Raw genomic sequence first — 22,889 nt, forward strand, 5'->3', positions numbered from 1 at the left:
TTCCCCCGGGCGCCGCTGCGCCGCAGCGGTGTCGTCCGACGTATCGGGTTCATGTGAATATGGCCCGCGTGGGTCGCGAAGAGATAGCCGATCGGATACGTACCGTGCTGCGGCCGGTGGCGACGGTTTCCGCCGGTGCCGCGCTGGTGTTGCTGGTGTGGGCGGCCCTGCTGGGTCTGTGGAGCCGGCTGGTCTCGCCGCGCAGCATGGCCGAGCAGGACTGGTACCCCACCGGGCTGCACCGCTGGGGCGAGTCGCTGCCCAACGGTCTGGCGATTGCGACGACGGGGGTGGCGCTTGTCCTGCTCGGCGCCATCGCCTACAGCATCCGTCGAGGTCGCACGGATGGTTACCGGCCCGCCGCACCCGCGGTGTGGGCGGCGGTTCTGGCGTTGCTGTTCTTCGCGTTCTTCACGCGCGGCATCCCCGAGTACTACAGCGTGGTGATGGGCAACTACCCGGTGACCACCGCGCTGCCGTTCGGCGTCACGGCGTGGTTCCTCAGCGTCGCGGGCGCGGTTGCCACGTTGCTGGGCGCGGGTGCGTTCTGGCGGTTGCGGCGCGAGCATGTGCGGCTGGTGGCCGTGGGTGCGGTGATCGCCGTCGTCGCGGCCGCGGGTGTGACCGTCGGCGCATTGCGATCCGGTGACGACGGGCGGTTCGTCGACGCAACCCGCGCGCCCGGTGCCCCGGGGGACAGCGCTCCCGCGTTTCCCGGCGAACTGGGAACACGCTCGTTCACCGTGAGCGTCCCCGACGCGTTCACCGACAACCCGGCGCAGCCGGTCTACTCCATCGCCCCGGGTGGTCAGGGGTTCGTGGTCTACCACGCCGGTCGCGTGACGGCCTACGGCGCCGACGGCGCCGAGCGCTGGCACTACAACCGCACCGGACCGGGCGGGGTCTCGGTCGCCGGCATGCGGGTGTTCGACGACGGCCAGACGGTGGTGATGTTCGTCGACGACGCGCTTGTGGCCCTCGACGCCACGACCGGTGAACAGTTGTGGTCGAGCATGGACCCCGGGCTGGTGTACGCGGTGTCGCAGCAGTCGGGCTTCAACCTGGACTCGCCGTTCGCGATCGTCCGCGAGGCCGCGGCGTGGACGCGCTACGACACGCGCACCGGCACGCGGATGTGGACCGTGCCGGTCCCCGACGAGCGGTGCGAGTACCCGCCGCGCGAGGCGGACACCCGCAACTGGGTGGTGACGGTGTCGCGCTGCCGGTCCGGGGAGGACGTGGGCATCCGCGTCTACGTGCTGGATCCCGAGACCGGCCAGATCCGCTCGGACCGCGAGATCATGCGTGGCGGTGAGGATCTGATGGCCATCGCCACCCCGGCCAACGACGACGGAATCTTCATGCAGTTCGCGGGCGCCGGCGCTCCCGCATCGGCGTTGTCGGCCATGTCGTACGTCAACGTCGCCGACGACACCGTCACCGCGCTGCCCGAGGAGTTCGCGGGCGAACCGTCGTTCGGTCCGTCCGGGGACTTCCTGGCGACCGGGCCGCGGGGGCGGGAGGTCACCCGCTTCGGCGTCGACGGCAGGCGACTCTGCACGGTCACCGACGACGTCCGCGGCGCCCGCACCGAGGTGCCCGGCGAGGGACGCGGGCTGGCCTATGCGTCGTTCGACTCCGGCTTCGTCATCGCCGACCGGCTGGGTGGCCTGCGCACCTTCGACGCGACGTGTGCGCAGACGGGAGGGATCCCGGAGGCCGCTGCCGATATCGCGACCGATGTCGCGGTCAGCGGATTCCTGCCGGTTCCCGGTGCGGTGCTGGTGCTGCGGCGCGACGGTTCCGCGCTGCAGATCGACGGTTACACGGCAGGCTGAGCGCTCACGCGGCCGGCGTCGGGTCGGCCAGGGTGGGCACGGCCGCGGCGGGGTAGCGGTCGTCGAAATCCCAGACGTCCCAGGTCTGTACGCCCCAGAAGATGCCGAACAGCACGATGAGCACGATCTCGACCGTGAGCACTCCGTAGGGGACGTGGGCGAACAGGAACACGACCGACAGCACCACGGTCGCCAGCATCAGCGCCGCGATCGTGGCGTAGAACCGCGCGCGGTGCGGGCGCACCGCGGCCCGCGCGTAGCACGCGTGGTACACGGCCACGAGCGTGATGGCCAGGAACATCGCCGACGCGGCGAATGCGTGCGCGCGCACCGCAAACCAGTCCCACAACATCAGGAACGCGCCGAGGAACGCGACCACCAACAGGCCCGCGGGAAGCCACTTCTCGATGCTCAGCAGCACGGTGGCGACGTGCTTCCACGGCGTGGCCGCCTCGGCGCAGGCACGCGGGGACGCCGTCGGGTGCGGCTGTTCGCGGCGTCGGTGCTGCAGGCCCAGATACAACGCCGCGCCCGCGGCCGTCGCGACGAACAACGCCGTGATGTTGTTGGCCACCGCTCCGAACGGATCGGCCTCGGTGGGCAGCCACGGCCGGCACAGCCCTTCGGCGTCGGCCGGGATCAGCGCCACGACGAACGCCATGAACCCGGAGAAGTTCAGCAGCGCGTCCTCGCCGATGCGGCTGCCCTTGTAGGCGATCAGGCACACGCCCATGGCCGCGAGCGCGGCCACGAACACTGTGTGCGTGCGCGTGTAGAAGAACGCGCTGATCGATCCCTGCGGGCAGCTCTGCCACCACGTGATGCCCAGCGACACGAGCAGGAACACCGCGAGCGCCACGAGGCTGACGCGAACGTAGCGGTAGGTGACCTCCGGATCGCTGGGCCGCATGGCCGTCAGCGTACGAGGGCGTCCGGTGCTCCGGTGAGAACGCAGTGGGTGTGGGTGTAGATCGTCGGCATGCACTTGTTGCAGTGCGTGCACAGCGATCTCACCGAGTGTGCGTCGCCGTCGGCCTTGATCCGGTTGATCAGATCCGGTTCGGCCAGCAGCGCGCGGCCCATCGCGACGAACTCGAACCCCTCGGCCATGGCCTGATCCATGGTGTCGCGGTTGGTGATGCCGCCGAGCAGGATCAGCGGCAGCTTCAGCTCGGCGCGGAACTGCTTGGCCTCCCGCAGCAGATACGCCTCGCGGTAGGGGTATTCGCGCAGAAAACCCTTGCCCACGGTCCGCATGCCCCAGCTGATCGGCGGCTTGAACGCCCCGGCGAACTCCTTGACCGGTGCGTCGCCACGGAACAGGTACATCGGGTTGACCAGCGAGCTGCCCGCGGTCAGCTCGATCGCGTCGAGCCCGCCGTCCTCCTCGAGCCACTTGGCGGTCTGCAGCGACTCCTCCAGCGAGATGCCGCCGCGGATGCCGTCGCTCATGTTCAGCTTGGCCGTCACCGCGATCGTGCCGCCGGCCTTGTCGACCGCGTCGCGCACCGCGCGCACCACGCCGCGGGCCACCTTGGCGCGGTTCTCCAGCGAGCCGCCGAACTCGTCGATGCGACGGTTGATCAGCGGGCTCAGGAACGAACTCGCGAGATAGTTGTGGCCCAGGTGGATCTCGACGGCGTCGAACCCGGAATCGATGGCCAGCCGCGCGGCGTTGGCGTGCGCTGCCGTCACCTCCCGGATGTCGTCGATCGTGGCTTTCTTGGCGAAGCGCATCGACAGCGGGTTGAAGAACCGCACCGGCGCCAGCGCCTTGGCCTTGTTGGTCCTGGCGTTCGCCACCGGCCCGGCATGCCCGATCTGCGCGCTGATCGCGGCACCTTCGGCGTGTACGGCCTCGGTGAGCTTCTGCAGGCCCGGCACGGCCTCCGGGCGCATCCAGATCTGCCAGCCGTCGGTGCGCCCGCCCGGTGCCACGGCGCAGTAGGCCACCGTGGTCATGCCGACGCCGCCTGCCGCGGGCAGCCGGTGGTAGTTGATCAGGTCCTCGGTGACCAGGGCGTCCGGTGTCGAGGCCTCGAACGTGGCGGCCTTGATGATCCGGTTCCGCAGGGTGATGGGCCCGAGCTTCGCCTCACTGAAAACATCAGTGAACACATTGGGCTGAGTGTTCATACCGTGGAGCTTGCCACAGGTCCGGTTGCTGCGGACCGTCGCGGTGCTCGTCTTCGCGAGGTCCTGACACAATGGCAGCCGTGGGTGCGATATCGCTGGACGGGAAGACCACGCGCGACGAGATCTTCGTCGACCTCAAGGAGCGGGTGGCGGCGCTGACCGCCGCGGGCCGCACACCGGGCCTCGGCACGGTCCTGGTCGGTGACGACCCCGGCTCACAGGCGTACGTGCGCGGCAAGCACGCCGACTGCGCCAAGGTGGGCATCAACTCGATCCGGCGCGACCTGCCCGCCGACATCACCACCGAACAGCTCAACGAGACCATCGACGAGCTCAACGCCAACCCCGACTGCACGGGCTACATCGTGCAGCTGCCGCTGCCCAAGCATCTCGACGAGAACGCGGCGCTCGAGCGCATCGACCCGGCCAAGGACGCCGACGGTCTGCACCCCACCAACCTCGGGCGCCTCGTGCTGGGCAAGCAGGCCGCGTTGCCGTGCACGCCGCGGGGCATCGTGCACCTGCTGCGCCGCTTCGACGTGCCGATTGCAGGCGCCCACGTGGTGGTCATCGGTCGCGGCGTCACGGTCGGCAGGCCCATGGGCCTGCTGCTCACCAGGCGTTCGGAGAACGCGACGGTGACGTTGTGCCACACCGGGACCCGTGACCTGCCTGCGCTGACCCGGCAGGCCGACATCATCATCGCGGCTGTCGGTGTGCCGCACATGGTCACCGCGGACATGGTCAAGCCCGGCGCGGCCGTGGTCGATGTGGGCGTCAGCCGCGTCGACGGCAAGCTCACCGGTGACGTCGCCCCCGGCGTGTGGGAGGTGGCCGGTCACGTGTCGCCCAACCCCGGTGGCGTGGGCCCGTTGACCCGCGCCTTCCTGCTGACCAACGTCGTCGAAGCCGAAGAGTCGAAACTGGCGTGACGCCAAAGGAATTCGCCCGCAAGGTGTTCGCCGGTCAATGGCCGATCCTGGTGGTCGGCCTGATCTTCATCGCGGCGTTCGCCCTGGTGGTGGCGGGTTACTGGCGGCGCGGTGCGCTGGTCATCGGGATCGGCGTCGGCGTCGCGGCCGCGCTGCGGTTGGCGCTGACCGACGACCGGGCCGGTCTGCTTGTGGTGCGTAGCCGGGCGATCGACTTCGCCACCACGGCGACGGTGAGCGCGGCCGTGCTGTACATCGCGTGGACGATCGACCCGTTGGGCACCAGTTAGACGCGTCTGCTCGAACAGCGCCGCCCACTGCGCCGCGGACAACTGGCGGGGCAGGGAGTTCGGTGCTATCCCGTTGGCCCGCAACCAAGTGCGGGGCACCGGCGTGGGCAACCGTTGCAGGATCTGCGCCATGCCGTGTCCGCGTCCGGTGAACACGCGGTGCACCAGCGCCTGGTAACGCGCCCGGTCCGCGACGTCGACCAGCGGCCGGCTGCGGCGCGTGATGGTGAGCAGTCCGGCGTCGACCGCGGGCCGCGGCGTGAAGCTCGCCGCGGAAACCTTTCGGGCAAGGCCGAATTCGAACCACGGCCACCACTGGGAGGTCATCATGGTGGCGCCGCCCACCGCGGCGCGTCGGCGGGCCACCTCCCACTGCATGAGCAGCACGGCCGTGGTCCAGCCCGGACCGTGCAGCAGTCGCCGCAGGATCGCGGTGGTGAGGTGGAACGGCAGGTTGCCCACGACCACGTGGGGTGAGCGGGGCAGTGGGTAGCGCAGGAAGTCGGCGGCGACGACCTCGGTGGGCCGCGAGGCAGGCCCCGGGGCGGATCTCGCGGTGCGCTGCGCCAACCGCCGCGCGCGCCGCGCGTCGACCTCGACGGCGGTGAGCGGGCGGGCGAGTCGTTGCAAGGGTATGGTCAGCGCGCCGTCGCCCGCCCCGATCTCGATGATCGGACCGTTTGTGCGCGAGACGATTTCGACGATATCGGCGATGACGCGCCGATCGGACAGGAAGTTCTGGCCGAGCTCGTGCCGGCCGTGATGTGGTGTGGACACGGTTCTCCGCGATCGCAGGGGCAAGGGCTGCGGCGGCGGAAGTGTCTGACGCAGATCCGCCGCTAGGCGGTGCGGGGCCGGATGAAGGCCGCGACCGGGGCGGCCATCGAAGTGATCGACATGACGGCCAGGGTAGGGACGGCGCACAGCGAGGCTCAAGCGAATTTTTCAGGAAATTGCCTGCTGGGAAATATTGCCCGATGGGCAACAATTCTTTACGGTGGGCGGTGTGGGGCTCCGTGAACGCAAGAAACTCGACACCCGCAGGGCGCTCAGCGACGCCGCGCTGCACCTGATGTTCAAGCGCGGGGGACTGGAGAACGTGACCCGCGAGGACATCGCGGCCATGGCAGGCGTGTCGGTGCGGACGTTCAACAACTACTTCACCGGCAAGTACGAGGCGCTGGCGTACCGGCAGACCGAACGCATGCGGCGCAGCATCGAACTCCTGCGGGAACGTCCCGCCGACGAACCGCTGTGGACCGCGATCACCGAGGCCGTGATCGCGCCGCTGCAAGAGGATATGGATGACGTGTACGGCCAGGAGAACGCACTGCCCACACGTCGGCAACTCGTCGAGGTCCGCAAGATCCTGACGATCCCGCAGATCCGCGACGTCACCTTCAGGGGAATGTTCGACGAGTGGGTCGCGGTGATCGCCGAACGCACCGGCACCGACCCCGGCGACCGCTACCCGCGTCTGGTGGCCGCGGTGGTGCGCGCCGTGGGCGACGTCGCCATGGACGAGTACGCAGGCGCTGACCCACCGGTGTCGTTTCCGTCGTTACTCCGTGAGGGTTTCGCGGCAGTCGCCGCGGGACTTCCCGAACCGAAGGCACGAGTATGAACAGTTCAACGCACACAGATGTCGTCATCGTCGGGGCCGGGCCCAACGGCCTGCTGCTGGCCGGCGAACTGGCGCTGGCCGGAGTACGCCCCGTGGTGCTCGAGCGCCTGCCACAGCCCAGTCCCGAGTTGAAGGCCAACGGAATCGTCGGCCAGGTGCACCGGATCCTCGACATGCGGGGCCTGTACCAGTTGCTGACCGGATCCAGCGCCCCGCCCCAGCCGTTGGACGGCTACATCTTCGCCGGCATGCGCGTGCCGTTCACCGGTGTGGACGACAACCCGATGTACGGCATGTTCATCAAACAACCGCAGGTCGTGCGCCAACTCGCGGACTGGGTACGGGATCTGGGCGTGGAGATCCGGTGGGGCCACGGACTGGCCGATATGGCGCCGCGGCCCGACGGGGTGACGCTGAACGTCACCTCACCCACGGGGAATCACCGTCTGCACGCCACATACCTGGTCGGTGCGGACGGTGGGCGCTCCACGGTCCGCAAGGCCATGGGTGTCGGGTTCCCCGGCGTCACCTCTCCGGTCGTCGCGCGCGTGGCGCATGTCAGCATCCCCGACCGGCTGCGTGGAAGCGGCGCGTTGGAGGTCCCCGGATTCGGCCGTATCCCGTTCGGCCACAACCGTTTCGACCACGGGGTGTTCATGTACATGGAGTTCGAGCCGGGACGCCCGCTGGTCGGCACGCTCGAGTACGGCGCGCTGCTGCCCGCTGACGCTCCCGCGGTGACCGTGGACGAACTTCGGGACAGCGTGACGCGCATCCTCGGTGTCGAGGTGCCGATCGGACCGCCATCCGGGCCAGGGCCACACGCGTTGCGCCGCATCAACGGTCAGAACACCCGCCAGGCCGAGCAATATCGCGTCGGCAACGTGTTCCTGATCGGCGACGCGGCGCACGTGCACTCCGCGGTGGGCGGCCCCGGGCTCAACCTCGGGATGCAGGACGCGACGAACCTCGGGTGGAAACTGGCCGCGGCCGTGCACGGTTGGGCGCCGTCAGGTTTGCTCGACACCTACCACGGTGAGCGGCACCCGGCCGGCGAGCGCGTGCTGATGCAGTCCATGGCGCAGACCGCGCTGCTGGCCGGCGGACCCGAAGTCGGCGCGCTGCGAACACTTTTCGGTGAGCTGCTCGCCACGACGGACGGTGCGGAACACATTGCGCACGTGCTCGCCGGTGCCGACGTCCGCTACGACGTGGGGGATGGGCATCCGCTGTCGGGGCGTCTGGTGCCCGAGGTGGTGTTCGACGACGGCCGCAGGCTCGCCGACCTCATGCGGGCCGCGCGGCCCGTGTTGCTCGATCTCGACGGCGGAGCGTACGCCGCAGCGGCGATCGATTGGCGTGACCGGGTCGACGTCATCACCGCGGCGGCTGCGGAACGTCCTGCGCCCGCGCTGCTGATCCGTCCGGACGGGTATCTCGCCTGGGCCGCAACGGGGTCGGGCGCCGATGAGCACCAGCGCATGCGCCGCGCGCTCGGACGCTGGTTCGGCGAGGCGCACGCCAGCCTCGCGCACGCCTGAGAACTAGGCCAGGGTGGCCCGCATGCACACGGTCACGTACGGCAGCGCCAGGCCGTTCGAGTTGGCCAGGGCCGGGTGGGTGGACAGCAGTTCCCGCACCTGCCCGAGCGTGCGTGTGCGCACCTGCTCGGGTGAGGTGATGCAGTAGCTGCGGGAGGCCACCAGGTCGATGAGCGCCTGCGGCGTCAGGTAACTGGTCCACTCGACGTGGTGGCGTTCGAGGTCGGTGAACGGTGCGGGCAGCGTCACCTCGTGGGCGAACGGGTCCTCGTGACCGATGATGTTGCCCAGGTCCTTGACCCAGCCCAGACGTTCGTCGCGGACGTTCCACACCAGGCCCAGGCGGCCGCCGGGCCGCAGCACGCGGCTGACCTCCTTGACCGCGAGTTCCGGGTCGAACCAGTGCCACGCCTGCGCCACCAGCACCGCGTCGACGCTGTTGTCCGGCAACGGGATCTCTTCGGCGGTGCCCAGCAGGGCCGGGGTGTCGGGCAGTGAGTTGGACAGCAACTCGAGCATCTCGGCGAGCGGGTCGACCGCGATGACGTTGAGCCCGCGCTCCACCAGGCGCGTGGTGAGTTTGCCGGTGCCCGCCCCCAGGTCCAGCACGTCGTGCGCGCCATCCGGAAGCAGCCAGTCGATGGCCTCCGGGGGATAGGAGGGCCTGCCGCGTTCGTAGGCCGCCGCTTCGGAACCGAACGACAGGGAACGTTGCTGCTTCAAGGGGTCGGATGGCGTCACCGTTGTGCAAGCTCCAATGTTCTCCGGATGAGCTTGCCGACCAGCTCGGTCTCGACGAGGAATCCGTCGTGTCCGTAGATCGAGTCGACCACGTCCAGGCCCTGACAGCCGGGGAGCAGTTCGGCGAGCTCTTGCTGTAAACGGATCGGGTACAACCGGTCCGACGTGATCCCACCGACCACGACCGGTACCGGACAACTGCGCAGCGCGGCCTCGACGCCGCCCCGGCCGCGACCCACGTCATGGCTGGACAGCGCGTCGCTGAGCACCACGTAGGTTCCCGGGTCGAACCGGCGCGCGAGCTTGCCGCCCTGGTACTCCAGGTAGCTCTGCACGGCGTACCGGCCCCCGGTGAGGGGATCCTCGTCGTCCTGGGGGGTGTTGGCGAAGCGGTCGTCGAGTTCCTCTTCGCCGCGGTAGGTCAGATGCGCGAACCGGCGGGCGATCTCCATGCCCTCGGTGGGCGCGCGACCGGTGCCGTGGTAGTCGCCGCCCTGCCAGTCCGGATCGGCCTTGATCGCGGCCACCTGGGTGCTCTGCGTGCCGATCTGGTCGGCCGTGGCACGGGCGCCGACCGCCAGCACCAGGCCCGCGCGCACGTCGTCGGGGTGCGTGACGAGCCACTCCAGCGCGCGTGCGCCGCCCATCGAGCCGCCGACCACAGCTGCGACCTCGGTGATGCCCAGCGCCGCGAGCGCGGCGCGGTCGGCGGCCACCTGGTCGCGGATGGTGATCTGGGGAAACCGTGAGCCCCACGGCTTTCCGTCCGGCGCGAGCGATCCGGGACCAGTCGAGCCGCGGCAGCCGCCCAGCACGTTGGTCGCGATCGCGCACCAGTGGTCGGTGTCGATCGGGGCGCCGGGCCCCGCGACGCCGTCCCACCATCCCGCGGTCGGGTGTCCGTCGCCGGCCGGCCCGGTGACGTGGGAGTCGCCGGTGAGCGCGTGCAGAACCATCACCACGTTGCCGCGGTCGGGTGCGAGTTCGCCCCACCGCTGCACCGCGATCGTGACGTCCGGCAGCACGGTGCCGTTCTCAAGCGTCAGCGCGCCGATGTGGACCAGGCCGATCTCACCTTCGGCGGGCAGGGGGACGGTGGCCATGCCGGTGTCCGTGGCTCGTTCTTCGATGATCGTCACAACATTTCTTCCCGCCCGGCTCACACCGTCTGGGCCGTCTGGGCCGCGCCGCTGAACGGGCGCGCGGCGGCGAACCCCTGCTCCAGGTCGGCGATGATGTCGTCGATGCCTTCGAGGCCGACCGCCAGGCGCACCAGGCCCGGCGTGACACCCGTCGACAGCTGCTCCTCGGGGCTCAGCTGCTGGTGCGTCGTCGACGCCGGGTGGATCACCAGCGACCGCACGTCGCCGATGTTGGCGACGTGACTGTGCAGCGTCAGCGCGTTCACGAAGGCCTTACCGGCCTCCAGGCCGCCCGACAGCTCGAACGCGAGCACCGCGCCGGTGCCCTTGGGGGCGAGTTTGCGGCCCAGCTCGTACCACGGCGAGGACGGCAGGCCCGCGTAGTTCACCGACGACACGTCGGGGTGGTTCTCCAGGAACTCGGCGACCTTCTGCGCGTTGGCGACATGGCGCTCGACGCGCAGCGACAGGGTCTCCAGACCCTGCGCGATCAGGAACGCGTTGAACGGGGCGGCCGCCGAGCCCAGGTCACGCAGCAGTTGCACGCGTGCCTTCAGGGCGTAGGCCGGCGCACCGAGCTCGGCGAACACCACACCGTGGTAGCTGGGATCCGGTTCGGTGAAGCCGGGGAACTTGCCGTTGGTCCAGTCGAACGTGCCGCCGTCGACGATGACGCCCGCGATCGCCGATCCGTGCCCGCCCAGGTACTTGGTGGCCGAGTGCACGACGATGTCGGCGCCGTGGGCGATCGGCTGGATCAGGTACGGCGTGGCGATCGTGTTGTCGACGATCAACGGGACGCCCGCCTCGTGCGCGATCGCGGCGACGTTCGGGATGTCGAGGATGTCGATCTGGGGGTTGGAGATCGTCTCGGCGAAGAACGCCTTGGTGTTCGGGCGTACCGCCGCGCGCCACGACTCCAGATCGTCGGGGTTCTCGACGAACGTGGTCTCGATGCCCAGCTTGGGCAGCGTGTAGTGCAGTAGGTTGTAGGTGCCGCCGTACAGGCGCGGGCTGGACACGATGTGGTCGCCGGCCTTGGCGATGTTGAGGATCGCGAACGTCTCGGCGGCCTGCCCTGAGGACAGGAACAGCGCCGCGACGCCACCCTCGAGTGCGGCGATGCGCTGCTCGACGACGTCGGTGGTGGGGTTGCCGATGCGGGTGTAGATGTTGCCGGGAACCTCAAGGCCGAACAGGGCCGCGGCATGGCTGGTGTCGTCGAAGGTGTACGACGTGGTCTGGTAGATCGGCAGCGCACGGGCGTGGGTCGCGCTGTCGGGCGACTGACCCGCGTGGATCTGCTTGGTCTCGAACGACCAGTTCTCGGTGGGATCGGGGGTGGTCATAGAGGGTCTCCTCCGCGAGCTCGGGGGCGAATGAGGGGTGAAAGCGGCTGGACGGCCGGCGCCTAGGGCGAGCCGGACCCGGGTGCGCACATACAGATGAACACCGCGGGTGGGTGTGAACGATTCACGAACAACGACACATGGTTGGCCTCCATCAGGTTTCCCTGTCTCTCTGGGGCCCGAACCTGCGGACCCGCGCTTGCCTTGCGGCCGACGGAGGAATCCGTCAACCACTCAACCTGGTCATCACCCGGGGCACCCCACCGCGGTTGGAGGGTTGCCGGCCAGCAAGCCGGGGCTTGTCGCTGGCGCTCATGACCGACAAAGAGACTATCCCACCGCTCACAGTCGGTGCCACCGGGTTCACCCCGCGGCCCAGCCCGCGTTGGAGCCCCGACCGGCTCAGCGGCCCGCGCGATAAGGTCTTTACCGACGAGAAAAGACCGACAGTGACGTTCGGAGAGGAACCATGAGCGCCCAGCAGCCGACCATCATCTACACGCTGACCGACGAGGCGCCGCTGCTTGCGACCTATGCCTTCTTGCCGGTGGTACGGAAATTCGCCGAAGCGGCAGGCATCGACGTCAAAACCAGCGACATCTCGGTTGCGGCCCGCATCCTGGCCGAGTTCGGGGATCACCTGACCGAGGAGCAGCGGGTCCCGGACAACCTGGGTGAGCTGGGCGCGCTGACGCAGGACCCCAGCGCCAACATCATCAAGCTGCCGAACATCAGCGCTTCGGTGCCGCAGCTGCTCGCGGCGATCAAGGAGCTGCAGGGCAAGGGGTACAACGTGCCGGATTACCCGGCCAACCCGAAGACCGACGACGAGAAGAAGATCAAGGACCGCTACGCCAAGATCCTCGGCAGCGCGGTGAACCCCGTTCTGCGCGAAGGCAACTCGGACCGCCGCGCACCCAAGGCGGTCAAGGAGTACGCGCGCAAGCACCCGCACAGCATGGGTGAGTGGAGCCAGGCGTCGCGCACCCACGTCGCGACCATGAAGACCGGCGACTTCTACCACGGCGAGAAGTCGATGACGCTGGACCGCGACCGCCGCGTCAAGATGGTGCTCAAGACCAAGAGCGGCGAGGAGATCGTCCTCAAGCCCGAGGTCAAGCTCGACGCGGGCGACATCATCGACTCGATGTACATGAGCAAGAAGGCGCTCATCGCGTTCTACGAGGAGCAGATCGAGGACGCCTACAAGACCGGCGTCATGTTCAGCCTTCACGTCAAGGCGACCATGATGAAGGTGTCGCACCCCATCGTGTTCGGCCACGCGGTCAAGGTCTTCTACAAGGACGCGTTCGCCAAGCACGAGAAGCTGTTCGACGAGCTCGGTGTCAACGTCAACAACGGTCTGTCCGATCTGTACGACAAGATCGAGGCGCTGCCCGCGTCGCAGCGCGAGGAGATCATCGAGGATCTGCACAAGTGCCACGAGCACCGGCCGGAGCTCGCGATGGTCGACTCGGCCAAGGGCATCTCGAACTTCCACTCGCCGTCCGACGTCATCGTCGACGCCTCGATGCCCGCGATGATCCGCCTCGGCGGCAAGATGTACGGCGCAGACGGCCGCACCAAGGACACCAAGGCCGTCAACCCGGAGTCGACCTTCTCCCGCATGTACCAGGAGATGATCAACTTCTGCAAGACGCACGGCCAGTTCGATCCCACCACCATGGGCACGGTGCCGAACGTCGGACTGATGGCGCAGAAGGCCGAGGAGTACGGCAGCCACGACAAGACCTTCGAGATCCCCGAGGACGGCGTCGCCGACATCGTCGACATCGACACCGGTGAGGTGCTGCTCACCCAGAACGTCGAAGAGGGCGATATCTGGCGCATGCCGATCGTCAAGGACGCGCCGATCCGCGACTGGGTCAAGCTGGCCGTCACGCGCGCTCGGCTGTCCGGCATGCCCGTGGTGTTCTGGCTGGACACCGAGCGTCCGCACGAGGTCGAGCTGCGCAAGAAGGTCAAGGAGTACCTCAAGGACCACGACACCGAAGGCCTGAAAATCCAGATCATGCCGCAGGTGTGGGCCATGCGGTACACGCTGGAGCGGGTCGTCCGCGGCAAGGACACCATCGCCGCGACCGGCAACATCCTGCGCGACTACCTCACCGACCTGTTCCCGATCCTGGAGCTGGGCACCAGCGCCAAGATGCTGTCGATCGTGCCGCTGATGGCCGGCGGCGGTCTGTACGAGACCGGGGCGGGCGGCTCGGCGCCCAAGCATGTGCACCAGCTCGTCGAGGAGAACCACCTGCGGTGGGATTCGCTGGGTGAGTTCCTCGCCCTCGGCGCCAGCCTTGAGGACATGGGCAACAAGACCGGCAACGAGAAGGCCAAGGTGCTGGCCAAGGCGCTCGACACCGCGACCGGAAAGTTGTTGGAGGAGAACAAGAGCCCGTCGCGTCGTACCGGTGAGCTGGACAACCGCGGCAGCCAGTTCTACCTGTCGCTGTTCTGGGCCCAGGCCCTGGCCGAGCAGACCGAGGACGCCGAACTCGCCGAGCGCTTCAAGCCGCTGGCCAAGGCGCTCGCCGAGCAGGAGGAGGCCATCGTCTCCGAGCTGAACTCGGTGCAGGGCAAGACGGTCGACATCGGCGGTTACTACTACCCGGATCCGGAGAAGACCTCCGAGGTGATGCGTCCGAGCAAGACGTTCAACACCACGCTCGAATCGGTGTAACCCGATCCCGAGATTGCACTGAGGGACAGGATCCGCGTGGATCCTGTCCCTCTTTGCAATCTCGGCGTCCTAGGCGTCAGCCGGCCGCGCGGCCCCGCTCGGTATGGCGGTCGACGAACTCGGTGATCAGTTCGGTGACGCGGCCGGGCGCCTCGAACATCGGCACGTGGCCCACCCCGTCGAGATGGGTGACCTCGGCGTTGGCAGGCAGGTGCCGGGTGAAGTGCCGGGTGAACCGGGGGTGGGGGAGCACGCGGTCCTTCTCGCAGATCACCAGGTGTGTCGGCGTGCACGAGTTGGGCAGCTCCATCAGGCCCGCGGTGGTCAGCGACTTGAGCAGGAGCTTGTGGTAGGCCGGGCAGTGCGCGAGGTCGTCGATGAGGTCGCGGCGGTCATCGTCGGTGAGCGAGTCGGCCGTCGCGGCGACCGCCACGTAGGAGATGTGGCGGGTGAACGGCAGCCGGTGCACGCGCTGGCCCAGCAGTTTCGTGGCCAGCACGATCGGCAGACCGCCGACGAACTTCGCGACGATCTCGTACTTGGCCGGTGTGAAGCGCGTCCACCCGCCCGCGGGCGCGATGCCGGTCAGCGTCCGCGCGCGGCCGCGACGCTCCAGTTCGAACGCCACCCAGCCGCCCAGCGAGTTGCCGACGATGTGGGCGGTGGTCCAGCCGACCTCGTCCATACGGCGCTCGATGTCGTCGGCCAGATGCGCGACGTCCAGCAGGAACGGCCCGCGGGGCCCGCCGTTGTGGTCGGCCATCGTGGGGGCGAACACCTCGTAGCGGCCGGTGTCGGCGAGTTGCGGAGCGACGTACTTCCACACGCTCTGCGACAGCAGGAACGGGTGCAGCAGCAGGATCGGCTCGGTGTTGCCGTCGCGGGAGCCCAGGTGGATGGGTGCACGTTCAACCATGAGGCCCGAGGTTAAGGTGATACCGCCGGTACCGCAAGGTCGGCCCTGCCGGCGGTGTCGGGCCGTATCGGTAGGGTCTCGGCCGTGGCTTCCCCGCAGACTCTGACCGTCACCACCATCAACGTCAACGGCGCCCGCGCGGCCTGCAAGGAGCGCTCCACCGAGAACCTGGGCATGCTGGCCTGGCTCAAGCAGACGCGCGCGGACGTGATCTGCATGCAGGAGACCCGCTGCGAGGACGATCAACTGGCGGCCACATTCGAGACCGCGTTCGCCGACGGGTGGCACCTGGCATCGGCCCCGTCTGAGCGCAAGGGTCGCAACGGTGTCGCGGTGCTGTCGCGCACGCCGTTCGACGACATCCGGATCGGCTGCGGCGCCGAGGAATTCGACACCCACGGGCGCTGGATCGAGGTCGACACCGCGGGCATCACCGTGGTCAGCGTGTACGTCCCCACCGGCGAGGCCGAGACCGAGCGGCAACTGGAGAAAGAGCGGTTCATGGCCGGGGTCTCCAAGCGCATGGCGCAATTGCAGGCCGGTGACCGTGAGGCGCTGGTGTGCGGTGACTGGAACATCGGTCACACCGAGAACGACATCAAGAACTGGAAGGGCAACGTCAAGAAGTCCGGTTTCCTGCCCGAGGAGCGGGCGTGGGTCAGCGGCCTGCTGGCCTCCGGGTGGGTCGACGCCGTGCGCCAGTTGCACGGGGACGTGCCCGGCCCCTACTCGTGGTGGTCGTGGCGCGGCAAGGCGTTCGACAACGACGCCGGATGGCGCATCGACTACCACCTGGTCACGCCGGGCCTCGCGGACCGGCTCGTGGCGGGCGGCACCGAACGCCCCGAGGCGTACGCCCTGCGCTGGTCCGACCACGCCCCGGTCACGGTGGAGTTCAGCGCATGAAAAGATCGAAGCACCATGAGTAGCGGAAGCAAACGCGTCGTCTTCTCCGGCGCTCAGCCCACATCGGACTCCCTGCATCTCGGCAACGCGCTGGGCGCGGTGACGCACTGGGCGCAGTTGCAGGACGACTACGACGCGTTCTTCTGCGTCGTCGACCTGCACGCCATCACGGTTCCCCAGGATCCCGAGACGCTGCGCCGCCGGACGCTGGTGACCGCGGCACAGTATTTGGCACTGGGCATCGACCCGGCCCGCAGCACGGTGTTCGTGCAGAGCCACGTCCCCACGCACAGCCAATTGGCCTGGGTGCTGGGATGTTTCACCGGCTTCGGGCAGGCGTCGCGTATGACGCAGTTCAAGGACAAGTCGCAGAAGCAGGGCGCCGACGCCACCACGGTCGGCCTGTTCACCTATCCGGTGCTCATGGCCGCCGACGTCCTGCTGTACGACACGCACGTCGTGCCGGTCGGGGAGGACCAGCGTCAGCATCTCGAGCTCGCACGTGATCTCGCGCAGCGGTTCAACGCGCGCTTCCCGGACACGTTCGTGGTGCCCGAGCCGATGATCCCGAAGGCCACCGCCAAGATCTACGACCTGCAGGACCCCACGGCCAAGATGAGCAAGTCCGCGGCCACCGACGCCGGGCTGATCAGCCTGCTCGACGATCCGAAGGCCACGGCCAAGAAGATCCGCTCGGCGGTCACCGACAGCGAGCGCGAGATCCGGTTCGACCCAGAGGCCAAACCGGGCATCTCGAACCTGCTGACCATCCAGTCCGCGGTCACCGGGACCACGGTCGACAAGCTCGTCGAGAGCTACGCGGGCCGCGGCTACGGCGACCTCAAGAAGGACACCGCCGAGGCCGTCGTCGAGTTCGTCACGCCCATCAAGACCCGCGTCGACGACCTGCTGTCCGACCGCGCCGAACTCGAATCGGTCCTGGCCGCGGGCGCGCGACGCGCCACGGAGGTGTCTGCAAAGACATTGCAGCGGGTATACGACCGGATAGGTTTCCTACCGCAACCGTCGTAACGCCAGGAGGTGGCATGACCGAACCCGCCGACGAGTCGGCCAAACCCGGCCTGCTGGACCGGCTGAAGGCCAGGTGGCCGTGGTTCGACCATGTCATGCGCGCCCAGGAGCGCTACAACGACAGCAAAGGCGACTTCTACGCCGCGGGGATCACCTATTTCACGATCTTCGCGTTGTTCCCTCTGCTCATGGTGGGCTTCGCGGTCGGCGGGTTCGTCCTGGCGAGCCAGCCGGAACTGATGGACCAGCTCGAGGACAGGATCCGCCAGGCCGTCAGCGGTGACCTCGGCGCGCAACTCGTCCAGTTGATGGATTCGGCGATCGATTCGCGCACGTCGGTCGGCGTGATCGGTCTGGCCACCGCGGCGTGGGCCGGGCTGGGCTGGATGGCCAACCTGCGCGAGGCCCTGTCGCAGATGTGGGGGCTGTTCCGCGAGGAGAAGCCCGGATTCGTGCGGACCAAGCTCTCGGACCTGTTGGCGCTGCTGTCGGCGTTCGTCGCGATCATCCTGACGATCGGTCTGACCGCGCTGGGCAGTTCGACGGCGATCGAGAACGTGCTCACCCGCATCGGCATGCCGGATTCCGTCGGACTGTCGATATTGCTGTGGGTGCTGTCGGTGCTGATGTCGCTGTTCGTGTCATGGCTGCTGTTCACGTGGATGATCGCGCGGCTGCCCCGGGAGTCGGTCACCTTCCGCAGCAGTCTGCGGGCCGGCCTGCTCGCAGCCGTCGGATTCGAGATCTTCAAACAACTCGCGTCGATCTACCTGAAGTCGGTGATCACCGGACCGGCCGGTGCCACATTCGGTCCGGTGCTGGGCCTCATGGTGTTCGCCTACATCACCGCGCGGCTCGTGCTGTTCGCCACGGCATGGGCCGCCACGGCCGAGGAGAACCTGGAGGCCGCTCGCGTGCTGCCGCCCGAGCCCGTGCAGATCACCACACGTGTGCAGGTCCGTGAAGGCGCCGGGGTGCCCGCGATGCTGACGGCCGCGGCTGCCGGGGCGGTGGGCGGATTCGGGTTGTCGCGGTTGCGGTTCCGGCAGTGAGCCGGTTTTCAGCCGAGCCGGTCAGTGGGAGACGAGCTTGAGCCCGATGACGCAGCCGACCACGCCGAGGATCAGCAGGATCTTGATCAGTGACGTCGACTCGGCGCCCGTGAGCATCGCGTAGCCGACCGTGAGCGACGCGCCGATGCCCACCCACACCGAATAGCTGGTGCCCGGCGGCAGCGTGCGCATCGCGACGGCGAGCCCGACCAACGACACCGGCGCCGAGATCAGGAAGATCACCGACGGCCACAGCCGCGTGAACGCCTCGCTCTTGCTCAGCGCGGAGGCCCAGACGGCTTCCATCACACCCGAGACAACAAGAATCAACCAAGCCATTGAGATCTCTCTTTGAGGCCCGTCTTGTCGCTGGCCGGGTACGGGCGCCCCTCGTCCGGTGCCATGTGCTGGCGTCGCAAAGTTTAACAACGCCGTAAGCTCGCTGGTTGTGAGCCTGGCAACGACGTGGTCGAAGGCGATGGGTATCGACGTCCCGATCGTCAACGCCCCCATGGGTGGTGCGGCGGGCGCCCGGTTGGCCGCCGCGGTGTCGGAAGCGGGCGGTCTCGGGATGGTCGGCATGGGCAGTTCGGCGACGCCTGAGCAGTTGCGCCGCGAACTCGCGGATCTCGCAAAACCGTCCCGGCCGTTCGGTATCGGGCTGGTGCACTGGGTGATGACCGAGCGGCCCGACCTCTTCGACATCGCACTGGAGGCCAGGCCCGCGCTCTTGAGCGTGAGCTTCGGCGACGACTGGGCGTGGGTGCGTCGCGCACACGACGTGGGGGTGACCGTCGCGACCCAGGTCGCCACGGTCGGTGACGCGTTGCGGGCCGCCGAGGCCGGGGTCGACGTGCTCGTGGCCCGCGGCGCGGAGGCAGGCGGGCACGGCCGCCCGGCGCTGGGCACCCTGCCGCTCTTGACCCAGGTGCTCGACGCGGTGGAACTGCCCGTCCTGGCGGCGGGTGGAGTCGCCTCACCGCGGGGGCTGGCCGCGGTGCTGGCCGCGGGGGCGGCCGCTGCGTGGCTGGGCACGGTGTTCACCACGTGCGTCGAGGCGTCGACACCGGCGGCGGCCCGTGACCGACTGCTCGCGGCCAACGGTGAGAACACCATGCTCACCAGCGAATTCGACATCCGGGCCGGATACCGTTGGCCCGCGGACGTCCCCGAGCGGGTCCTCACCGACGAAAACGGCGCCGCCACACCGGTGAACGCCGGGCAGGGGGTCGGCATGGTGAACCAGTCGCTGACCGTCGCCGAGACCATGTCGCGGTTGTGCTGGGGTGCCGAGGCGCTGCTGCGGCGCTGGTCTTGACCTCAGTGCTGCGGGCGCTGATTGAGTTGGCGCGCACCGAGAATCAGCATGAACACGATGATCGCGCCCACCACGGCCACGCCCACCCGCACGGGCATGGCATCGGCGGGCGGTAGCACCGACGCGGCCTGCGCGGGTGAGGGCTCCTCGGCCTGCTTGGGCGCCAGCGACGGATCCGGGTCGACGAGCGTGCCGACCTTGGTGCCGGGCGGCGTGGCGAAGCCGTAGTCGAGCAGGCGCGCGGCCTGCTCCCACGGCGCAATCGGCACGCGGGTTCCCTTGAGCAACACCGCGATGAGCCTGCGGCCGTCGCGTTCGGCGGCGCCGACGAACGTCTGCCCGGCGTCGTCGGTGTAACCGGTCTTGCCGCCCAGCGCACCCGGATAGTTCGCCAGCAGCTTGTTGTCGTTCTCGATCGGGTACGAACCGCCGTCGCGCCCGGGGAACTGGTAGCTCTGGGTGTGGACGATGTCGGCGAACACCGGGTTCTGCCAGGCGTACCGGTAGAACAGCGCGATGTCGTAGGCCGACGTGCTCATGCCGGGCCCGTCGAGGCCCGACGGTGTGGCGGCCCTGGTGTCGCGGCCGCCGAGTTTGGCGGCCAGCGTGTTGAGCTTCTGCAGCGCGGGGTCCCACCCGCCGAGTTGCATGGCGAGTGCGTGCGCGGCGTCGTTGCCCGAGTACATGAGCAGGCCGTGCAGCAGATCGTTGATCGTGTACTGGCCGCCGGGGCCCACGCCGACACGGGTGCCCTCGGCGTTGGCGTCATCCTGCGTGCCCGCGACGCGCTTGTTGAGGTTGAGTTCGTTCAGCGCCGCGGTGGCCGTGAGGACCTTGATGATGCTCGCGGGGCGGTGGCGTCCGTGCGGGTCGCGCGCGGCGATGACGTCGCCGGTGTCCATGTCGGCGACGATCCACGCCTCGGCGGAGACGTCCTCGGGAACCGGCGGGGTGTTCGGTGCGGTGATCACGCCACACCCGGACAGCGCCTCGCCGCCGATCGCCTTGGGCGGCACCGGTAGTGGGCCGGGGGCGGCCTCACCGGGCTTGGGTACCTCGGATGCGTCGACCGCGGGTGGCGTCGTCTCGCGGTATGGGCAGTCCACGCCGGGCTCGGCGCCGGCCACACCGGCGGTCATCAGGGGTGCGGTCAGCAACGCCAGTGCCCCGACCGCGGTCACCGCGCGTCGCGTCATCGTCCGGAAGGTCACCATCGTGACGGAAGGTTAAGCGAAATCCGCCCCGAAACCGCTGCGCCACGCTGTGACAGTTGTGACTCGTGTGAATCTTGTGATTCCCCCGAAACGCCGAAACGGCATTCCGTCAGGGCGTTACTCGAACTTCTCCTGACGGCATGCCGTTTCGGCGGATGATCTAGAGCCTGTTGCCGGCCTCGGTGAGGACGTTGTGCAGGATGTCGTAGATCGCGTCGAACTCGGCCTGACCGCTGATCAGCGGCGGCGCGAGCTGCACGACTGGGTCGCCACGGTCGTCGGCGCGGCAGTACAGACCGGCCTCCCACAGGGCGGGGGTGAGGAACCCGCGCAGCAGACGCTCGGACTCTTCGTCGTTGAACGTCTCCTTGGTGGTCTTGTCCTTCACCAGCTCGATGCCGTAGAAGAAGCCCTCACCGCGGACGTCACCGACGATCGGCAGGTCGTAGAGCTTCTCCAGCGTCGCGCGGAAGGCCGGAGCCATGGTCTTGACGTGGTCGTTGATGCCCTCACGCTCGAAGATGTCGAGGTTGGCCATCGCGACAGCGGCCGAAACCGGGTGCCCGCCAAAGGTGTAGCCGTGCCCGAACACGGTCTTGCCGTCGTTGAACGGCTCGAACAGCCGGTCGCTGGCGACCATCGCGCCCAGCGGCGAGTAGCCCGACGTCAGGCCCTTGGCGCTGGTGATGATGTCGGGAACGTAACCGAAGTCGTTGCACGCGAACATCGATCCGATCCGGCCGTAGGCACAGATCACCTCGTCGGAGACCAGCAGCACGTCGTACTCGTCGCAGATCTCGCGGACACGCTCGAAGTACCCGGGCGGCGGCGGGAAGCAGCCACCGGCGTTCTGCACGGGCTCGAGGAACACCGCGGCGACGGTGTCGGGGCCCTCGAACTCGATGGCCTCGGCGATCCGGTCGGCGCAGTAGCGGCCGAAAGCCTTTTCGTCGTGGGCATATTCGGCAGGTGCACGGTAGAAGTTGGTGTTCGGTGCGCGGAACCCGCCGGGGGTCAGCGGCTCGAACGGCGCCTTGAAGGCCGGGATGCCGGTGATCGCCAGCGCACCCTGCGGCGTGCCGTGGTAGGCGATCGAGCGCGAGACGACCTTGTGCTTGCCGGGCTTGCCGGTCAGCTTGAAGTACTGCTTGGCCAGCTTCCACGCGCTCTCGACGGCCTCGCCGCCGCCGGTGGTGAAGAAGACGCGGTTGAGGTCGCCCGGTGCGAAACTCGCGACGCGCTCGGCCAGTTCGATGGCAGGCGGGGTGGCGTAGGACCACAGCGGGAAGAACGACAGCTTCTCGGCCTGCTTGGCGGCGGCCTCGGCGAGTTCCTTGCGGCCGTGGCCGACCTGGACGACGAACAGGCCGCTCAGGCCGTCGATGTAGCTCTTGCCGGAGTCGTCGAAGATCTTGACGCCCTCGCCGCGCGTGATGATCGGCGGGGTGATGCCGTCACCATGGCGGGCGAAGTGGCCCCACAGGTGCCGGTTCGCCTTGGCGCCGAGGTCCGTCGGCGCTGTTTGAGTGATATCTGCGGTTGTCATCTGGTTCCCCAATTGTATTGCTGTTTAACAAGTTTCAAATAAACGAGGGTCTCGGTGGATATCACTCCCGGTAATGCGCGAATCTTGGTGTTGAGTAGTTCCAGCAGGCTATCGTCGTCCTCGCAGACAACCTCGACGATCGCGTCGAACGAGCCCGCGGTCAGCACCACGTAGTCGACGGATTCGATCTGGGCGAGTTTCTCGGCCAGCTTGGTGGTGTCGCCGGTGCAACGGATCCCGATCATCGCCTGACGCGCGAAGCCCAACTGCAACGGGTCGGTGACCGCGACGATCTGCATGACGCCGGCGTCGACCATGCGTTGCACACGCTGTCGCACGGCGGCCTCGGACAGGCCGACGGCCTTGCCGATGCCGGCGTAGGACCGCCTGCCGTCGGCCTGCAGCTTCTCGATGATTGCCTTGGACAATTCATCGAGCTGAAATGCACCGGGACGAGAATGGTTCACCCGTAGCGACGGCACGGGTGCCAGCTCGTGACCATCGGGGTTGGTCATGCCACGATTGTGCACGGAATCCGTTGTTTGGGGCAACAGTATCGATGAAATCGCTCGTTTGAAGGCACCTCGACTGCGGGATTGCGTAGGGATTGC

20 protein-coding genes and 2 riboswitches are annotated in these 22,889 nt (G+C 68.3%); of the genes, 9 read left to right on the plus strand and 11 right to left on the minus strand.

Going from position 1 to position 22,889, the window contains the following annotated elements; all coding sequences use genetic code 11:
* Positions 1–116 precede the first annotated feature (116 nt).
* Positions 117–1,838, plus strand: a complete 1,722-nt coding sequence (locus tag AT701_RS08465) for a BamB-related PQQ repeat family beta-propellar protein (RefSeq protein WP_223495452.1) — start codon at positions 117–119, stop codon at positions 1,836–1,838.
* Positions 1,839–1,842: 4 nt separating this feature from the next.
* On the opposite strand, the gene AT701_RS08470 is transcribed toward AT701_RS08465, so the two are convergent.
* Positions 1,843–2,748: a hypothetical protein gene (locus AT701_RS08470; protein WP_011727795.1), complete on the minus strand. Its 906-nt coding sequence runs from the start codon at positions 2,746–2,748 to the stop codon at positions 1,843–1,845.
* Positions 2,749–2,753: 5 nt separating this feature from the next.
* Positions 2,754–3,974 carry an NADH:flavin oxidoreductase gene (locus AT701_RS08475; protein WP_011727796.1) on the minus strand — a complete coding sequence of 407 codons (1,221 nt, stop codon included), beginning with the start codon at positions 3,972–3,974 and terminating at the stop codon, positions 2,754–2,756.
* Positions 3,975–4,054: 80 nt separating this feature from the next.
* On the opposite strand from AT701_RS08475, the gene AT701_RS08480 reads away from it, so the two are divergent.
* On the plus strand, positions 4,055–4,906 hold the full coding sequence (locus AT701_RS08480; protein ID WP_058127577.1) for a bifunctional methylenetetrahydrofolate dehydrogenase/methenyltetrahydrofolate cyclohydrolase: 852 nt from the start codon (positions 4,055–4,057) through the stop codon (positions 4,904–4,906).
* Here the strand turns inward: AT701_RS08480 and erm(38) are convergent.
* Complete coding sequence (gene erm(38) / locus AT701_RS08490; RefSeq protein WP_081319426.1) at positions 4,813–5,973, minus strand: 23S rRNA (adenine(2058)-N(6))-methyltransferase Erm(38); 1,161 nt, start codon at positions 5,971–5,973, stop codon at positions 4,813–4,815. The genes AT701_RS08480 and erm(38) overlap by 94 nt on opposite strands.
* A gap of 229 nt (positions 5,974–6,202) precedes the next feature.
* Between erm(38) and AT701_RS08495 the strand changes: the two genes are divergently transcribed.
* Positions 6,203–6,820 (plus strand): acyl-CoA-like ligand-binding transcription factor, encoded by a 618-nt coding sequence (locus AT701_RS08495; protein WP_011727798.1) that lies wholly within the window; start codon positions 6,203–6,205, stop codon positions 6,818–6,820.
* Positions 6,817–8,361 carry an FAD-dependent monooxygenase gene (locus AT701_RS08500; protein WP_058125652.1) on the plus strand — a complete coding sequence of 515 codons (1,545 nt, stop codon included), beginning with the start codon at positions 6,817–6,819 and terminating at the stop codon, positions 8,359–8,361. The genes AT701_RS08495 and AT701_RS08500 overlap by 4 nt, the downstream gene beginning before the upstream one ends.
* A gap of 3 nt (positions 8,362–8,364) precedes the next feature.
* On the opposite strand, the gene AT701_RS08505 is transcribed toward AT701_RS08500, so the two are convergent.
* Genes AT701_RS08505 through AT701_RS08515 form a run of 3 tightly spaced genes read right to left on the minus strand, consistent with a single transcriptional unit; the run spans position 8,365 to position 11,593 of the window.
* Positions 8,365–9,102, minus strand: coding sequence for a class I SAM-dependent methyltransferase (locus AT701_RS08505; protein ID WP_011727800.1), 738 nt, complete (start codon positions 9,100–9,102; stop codon positions 8,365–8,367).
* The gene (gene metX, locus AT701_RS08510) at positions 9,099–10,241 is read right to left on the minus strand and encodes a homoserine O-acetyltransferase MetX (RefSeq protein ID WP_011727801.1); all 1,143 of its coding nucleotides are present in this window, start codon (positions 10,239–10,241) and stop codon (positions 9,099–9,101) included. Before metX ends, AT701_RS08505 begins: the two co-directional genes overlap by 4 nt.
* A 20-nt stretch (positions 10,242–10,261) precedes the next feature.
* Complete coding sequence (locus tag AT701_RS08515) at positions 10,262–11,593, minus strand: bifunctional o-acetylhomoserine/o-acetylserine sulfhydrylase (protein WP_003893059.1); 1,332 nt, start codon at positions 11,591–11,593, stop codon at positions 10,262–10,264.
* A 190-nt stretch (positions 11,594–11,783) separates the two neighbouring features.
* A riboswitch (SAM riboswitch) is annotated at positions 11,784–11,913 on the minus strand.
* 149 nt (positions 11,914–12,062) lie between these two features.
* Here AT701_RS08515 and AT701_RS08525 point away from each other — a divergent pair.
* Complete coding sequence (locus AT701_RS08525) at positions 12,063–14,294, plus strand: NADP-dependent isocitrate dehydrogenase (RefSeq protein WP_011727802.1); 2,232 nt, start codon at positions 12,063–12,065, stop codon at positions 14,292–14,294.
* 76 nt (positions 14,295–14,370) lie between these two features.
* On the opposite strand, the gene AT701_RS08530 is transcribed toward AT701_RS08525, so the two are convergent.
* Entirely contained in the window at positions 14,371–15,210 is an 840-nt protein-coding gene (locus AT701_RS08530) for an epoxide hydrolase EphH (RefSeq protein ID WP_011727803.1), read from the minus strand.
* Positions 15,211–15,294: 84 nt separating this feature from the next.
* On the opposite strand from AT701_RS08530, the gene AT701_RS08535 reads away from it, so the two are divergent.
* Genes AT701_RS08535 through yhjD form a run of 3 tightly spaced genes read left to right on the plus strand, consistent with a single transcriptional unit; the run spans position 15,295 to position 18,200 of the window.
* A complete protein-coding gene (locus AT701_RS08535) occupies positions 15,295–16,116 on the plus strand; it encodes an exodeoxyribonuclease III (RefSeq protein ID WP_058125653.1) in 822 nt (273 codons plus the stop codon).
* Positions 16,117–16,131: 15 nt separating this feature from the next.
* The gene (gene trpS / locus AT701_RS08540; protein ID WP_011727804.1) at positions 16,132–17,148 is read left to right on the plus strand and encodes a tryptophan--tRNA ligase; all 1,017 of its coding nucleotides are present in this window, start codon (positions 16,132–16,134) and stop codon (positions 17,146–17,148) included.
* Between the two features lie 14 nt (positions 17,149–17,162).
* Positions 17,163–18,200: an inner membrane protein YhjD gene (yhjD, locus tag AT701_RS08545; RefSeq protein WP_058125654.1), complete on the plus strand. Its 1,038-nt coding sequence runs from the start codon at positions 17,163–17,165 to the stop codon at positions 18,198–18,200.
* Between the two features lie 21 nt (positions 18,201–18,221).
* Here the strand turns inward: yhjD and AT701_RS08550 are convergent, their stop codons facing one another.
* On the minus strand, positions 18,222–18,539 hold the full coding sequence (locus AT701_RS08550) for a DMT family transporter (protein WP_003893066.1): 318 nt from the start codon (positions 18,537–18,539) through the stop codon (positions 18,222–18,224).
* Between the two features lie 14 nt (positions 18,540–18,553).
* Positions 18,554–18,617: riboswitch (guanidine-III (ykkC-III) riboswitch) on the minus strand.
* Positions 18,618–18,648: 31 nt separating this feature from the next.
* Between AT701_RS08550 and AT701_RS08555 the strand changes: the two genes are divergently transcribed.
* Positions 18,649–19,518 (plus strand): nitronate monooxygenase, encoded by an 870-nt coding sequence (locus tag AT701_RS08555; protein ID WP_011727807.1) that lies wholly within the window; start codon positions 18,649–18,651, stop codon positions 19,516–19,518.
* 2 nt (positions 19,519–19,520) lie between these two features.
* On the opposite strand, the gene AT701_RS08560 is transcribed toward AT701_RS08555, so the two are convergent.
* The 3 genes from AT701_RS08560 to AT701_RS08570 form a co-directional block, all read right to left on the minus strand.
* The gene (locus AT701_RS08560; RefSeq protein ID WP_014877150.1) at positions 19,521–20,732 is read right to left on the minus strand and encodes a D-alanyl-D-alanine carboxypeptidase family protein; all 1,212 of its coding nucleotides are present in this window, start codon (positions 20,730–20,732) and stop codon (positions 19,521–19,523) included.
* Between the two features lie 160 nt (positions 20,733–20,892).
* Positions 20,893–22,278, minus strand: coding sequence for an aspartate aminotransferase family protein (locus AT701_RS08565; protein WP_003893069.1), 1,386 nt, complete (start codon positions 22,276–22,278; stop codon positions 20,893–20,895).
* On the minus strand, positions 22,275–22,793 hold the full coding sequence (locus tag AT701_RS08570; RefSeq protein ID WP_014877152.1) for an Lrp/AsnC family transcriptional regulator: 519 nt from the start codon (positions 22,791–22,793) through the stop codon (positions 22,275–22,277). The genes AT701_RS08565 and AT701_RS08570 overlap by 4 nt, the downstream gene beginning before the upstream one ends.
* Between the last annotated feature and the right edge of the window lie 96 nt (positions 22,794–22,889).

The sequence above is a fragment of the Mycolicibacterium smegmatis genome (genome assembly GCF_001457595.1).
GTDB lineage: Bacteria > Actinomycetota > Actinomycetes > Mycobacteriales > Mycobacteriaceae > Mycobacterium > Mycobacterium smegmatis.

Coding starts and splice junctions, on each gene's coding strand:
- AT701_RS08470 (WP_011727795.1), bottom strand. CDS start 2,748: ATGCGGCCCAGCGATCCGGAGGTCACCTACCGCTACGTTCGCGTCAGC.
- AT701_RS08475 (WP_011727796.1), bottom strand. CDS start 3,974: ATGAACACTCAGCCCAATGTGTTCACTGATGTTTTCAGTGAGGCGAAG.
- AT701_RS08500 (WP_058125652.1), top strand. CDS start 6,817: ATGAACAGTTCAACGCACACAGATGTCGTCATCGTCGGGGCCGGGCCC.
- AT701_RS08515 (WP_003893059.1), bottom strand. CDS start 11,593: ATGACCACCCCCGATCCCACCGAGAACTGGTCGTTCGAGACCAAGCAG.
- AT701_RS08525 (WP_011727802.1), top strand. CDS start 12,063: ATGAGCGCCCAGCAGCCGACCATCATCTACACGCTGACCGACGAGGCG.
- AT701_RS08530 (WP_011727803.1), bottom strand. CDS start 15,210: ATGGTTGAACGTGCACCCATCCACCTGGGCTCCCGCGACGGCAACACC.
- trpS (WP_011727804.1), top strand. CDS start 16,132: ATGAGTAGCGGAAGCAAACGCGTCGTCTTCTCCGGCGCTCAGCCCACA.
- yhjD (WP_058125654.1), top strand. CDS start 17,163: ATGACCGAACCCGCCGACGAGTCGGCCAAACCCGGCCTGCTGGACCGG.
- AT701_RS08550 (WP_003893066.1), bottom strand. CDS start 18,539: ATGGCTTGGTTGATTCTTGTTGTCTCGGGTGTGATGGAAGCCGTCTGG.
- AT701_RS08560 (WP_014877150.1), bottom strand. CDS start 20,732: ATGGTGACCTTCCGGACGATGACGCGACGCGCGGTGACCGCGGTCGGG.
- AT701_RS08565 (WP_003893069.1), bottom strand. CDS start 22,278: ATGACAACCGCAGATATCACTCAAACAGCGCCGACGGACCTCGGCGCC.
- AT701_RS08570 (WP_014877152.1), bottom strand. CDS start 22,793: ATGACCAACCCCGATGGTCACGAGCTGGCACCCGTGCCGTCGCTACGG.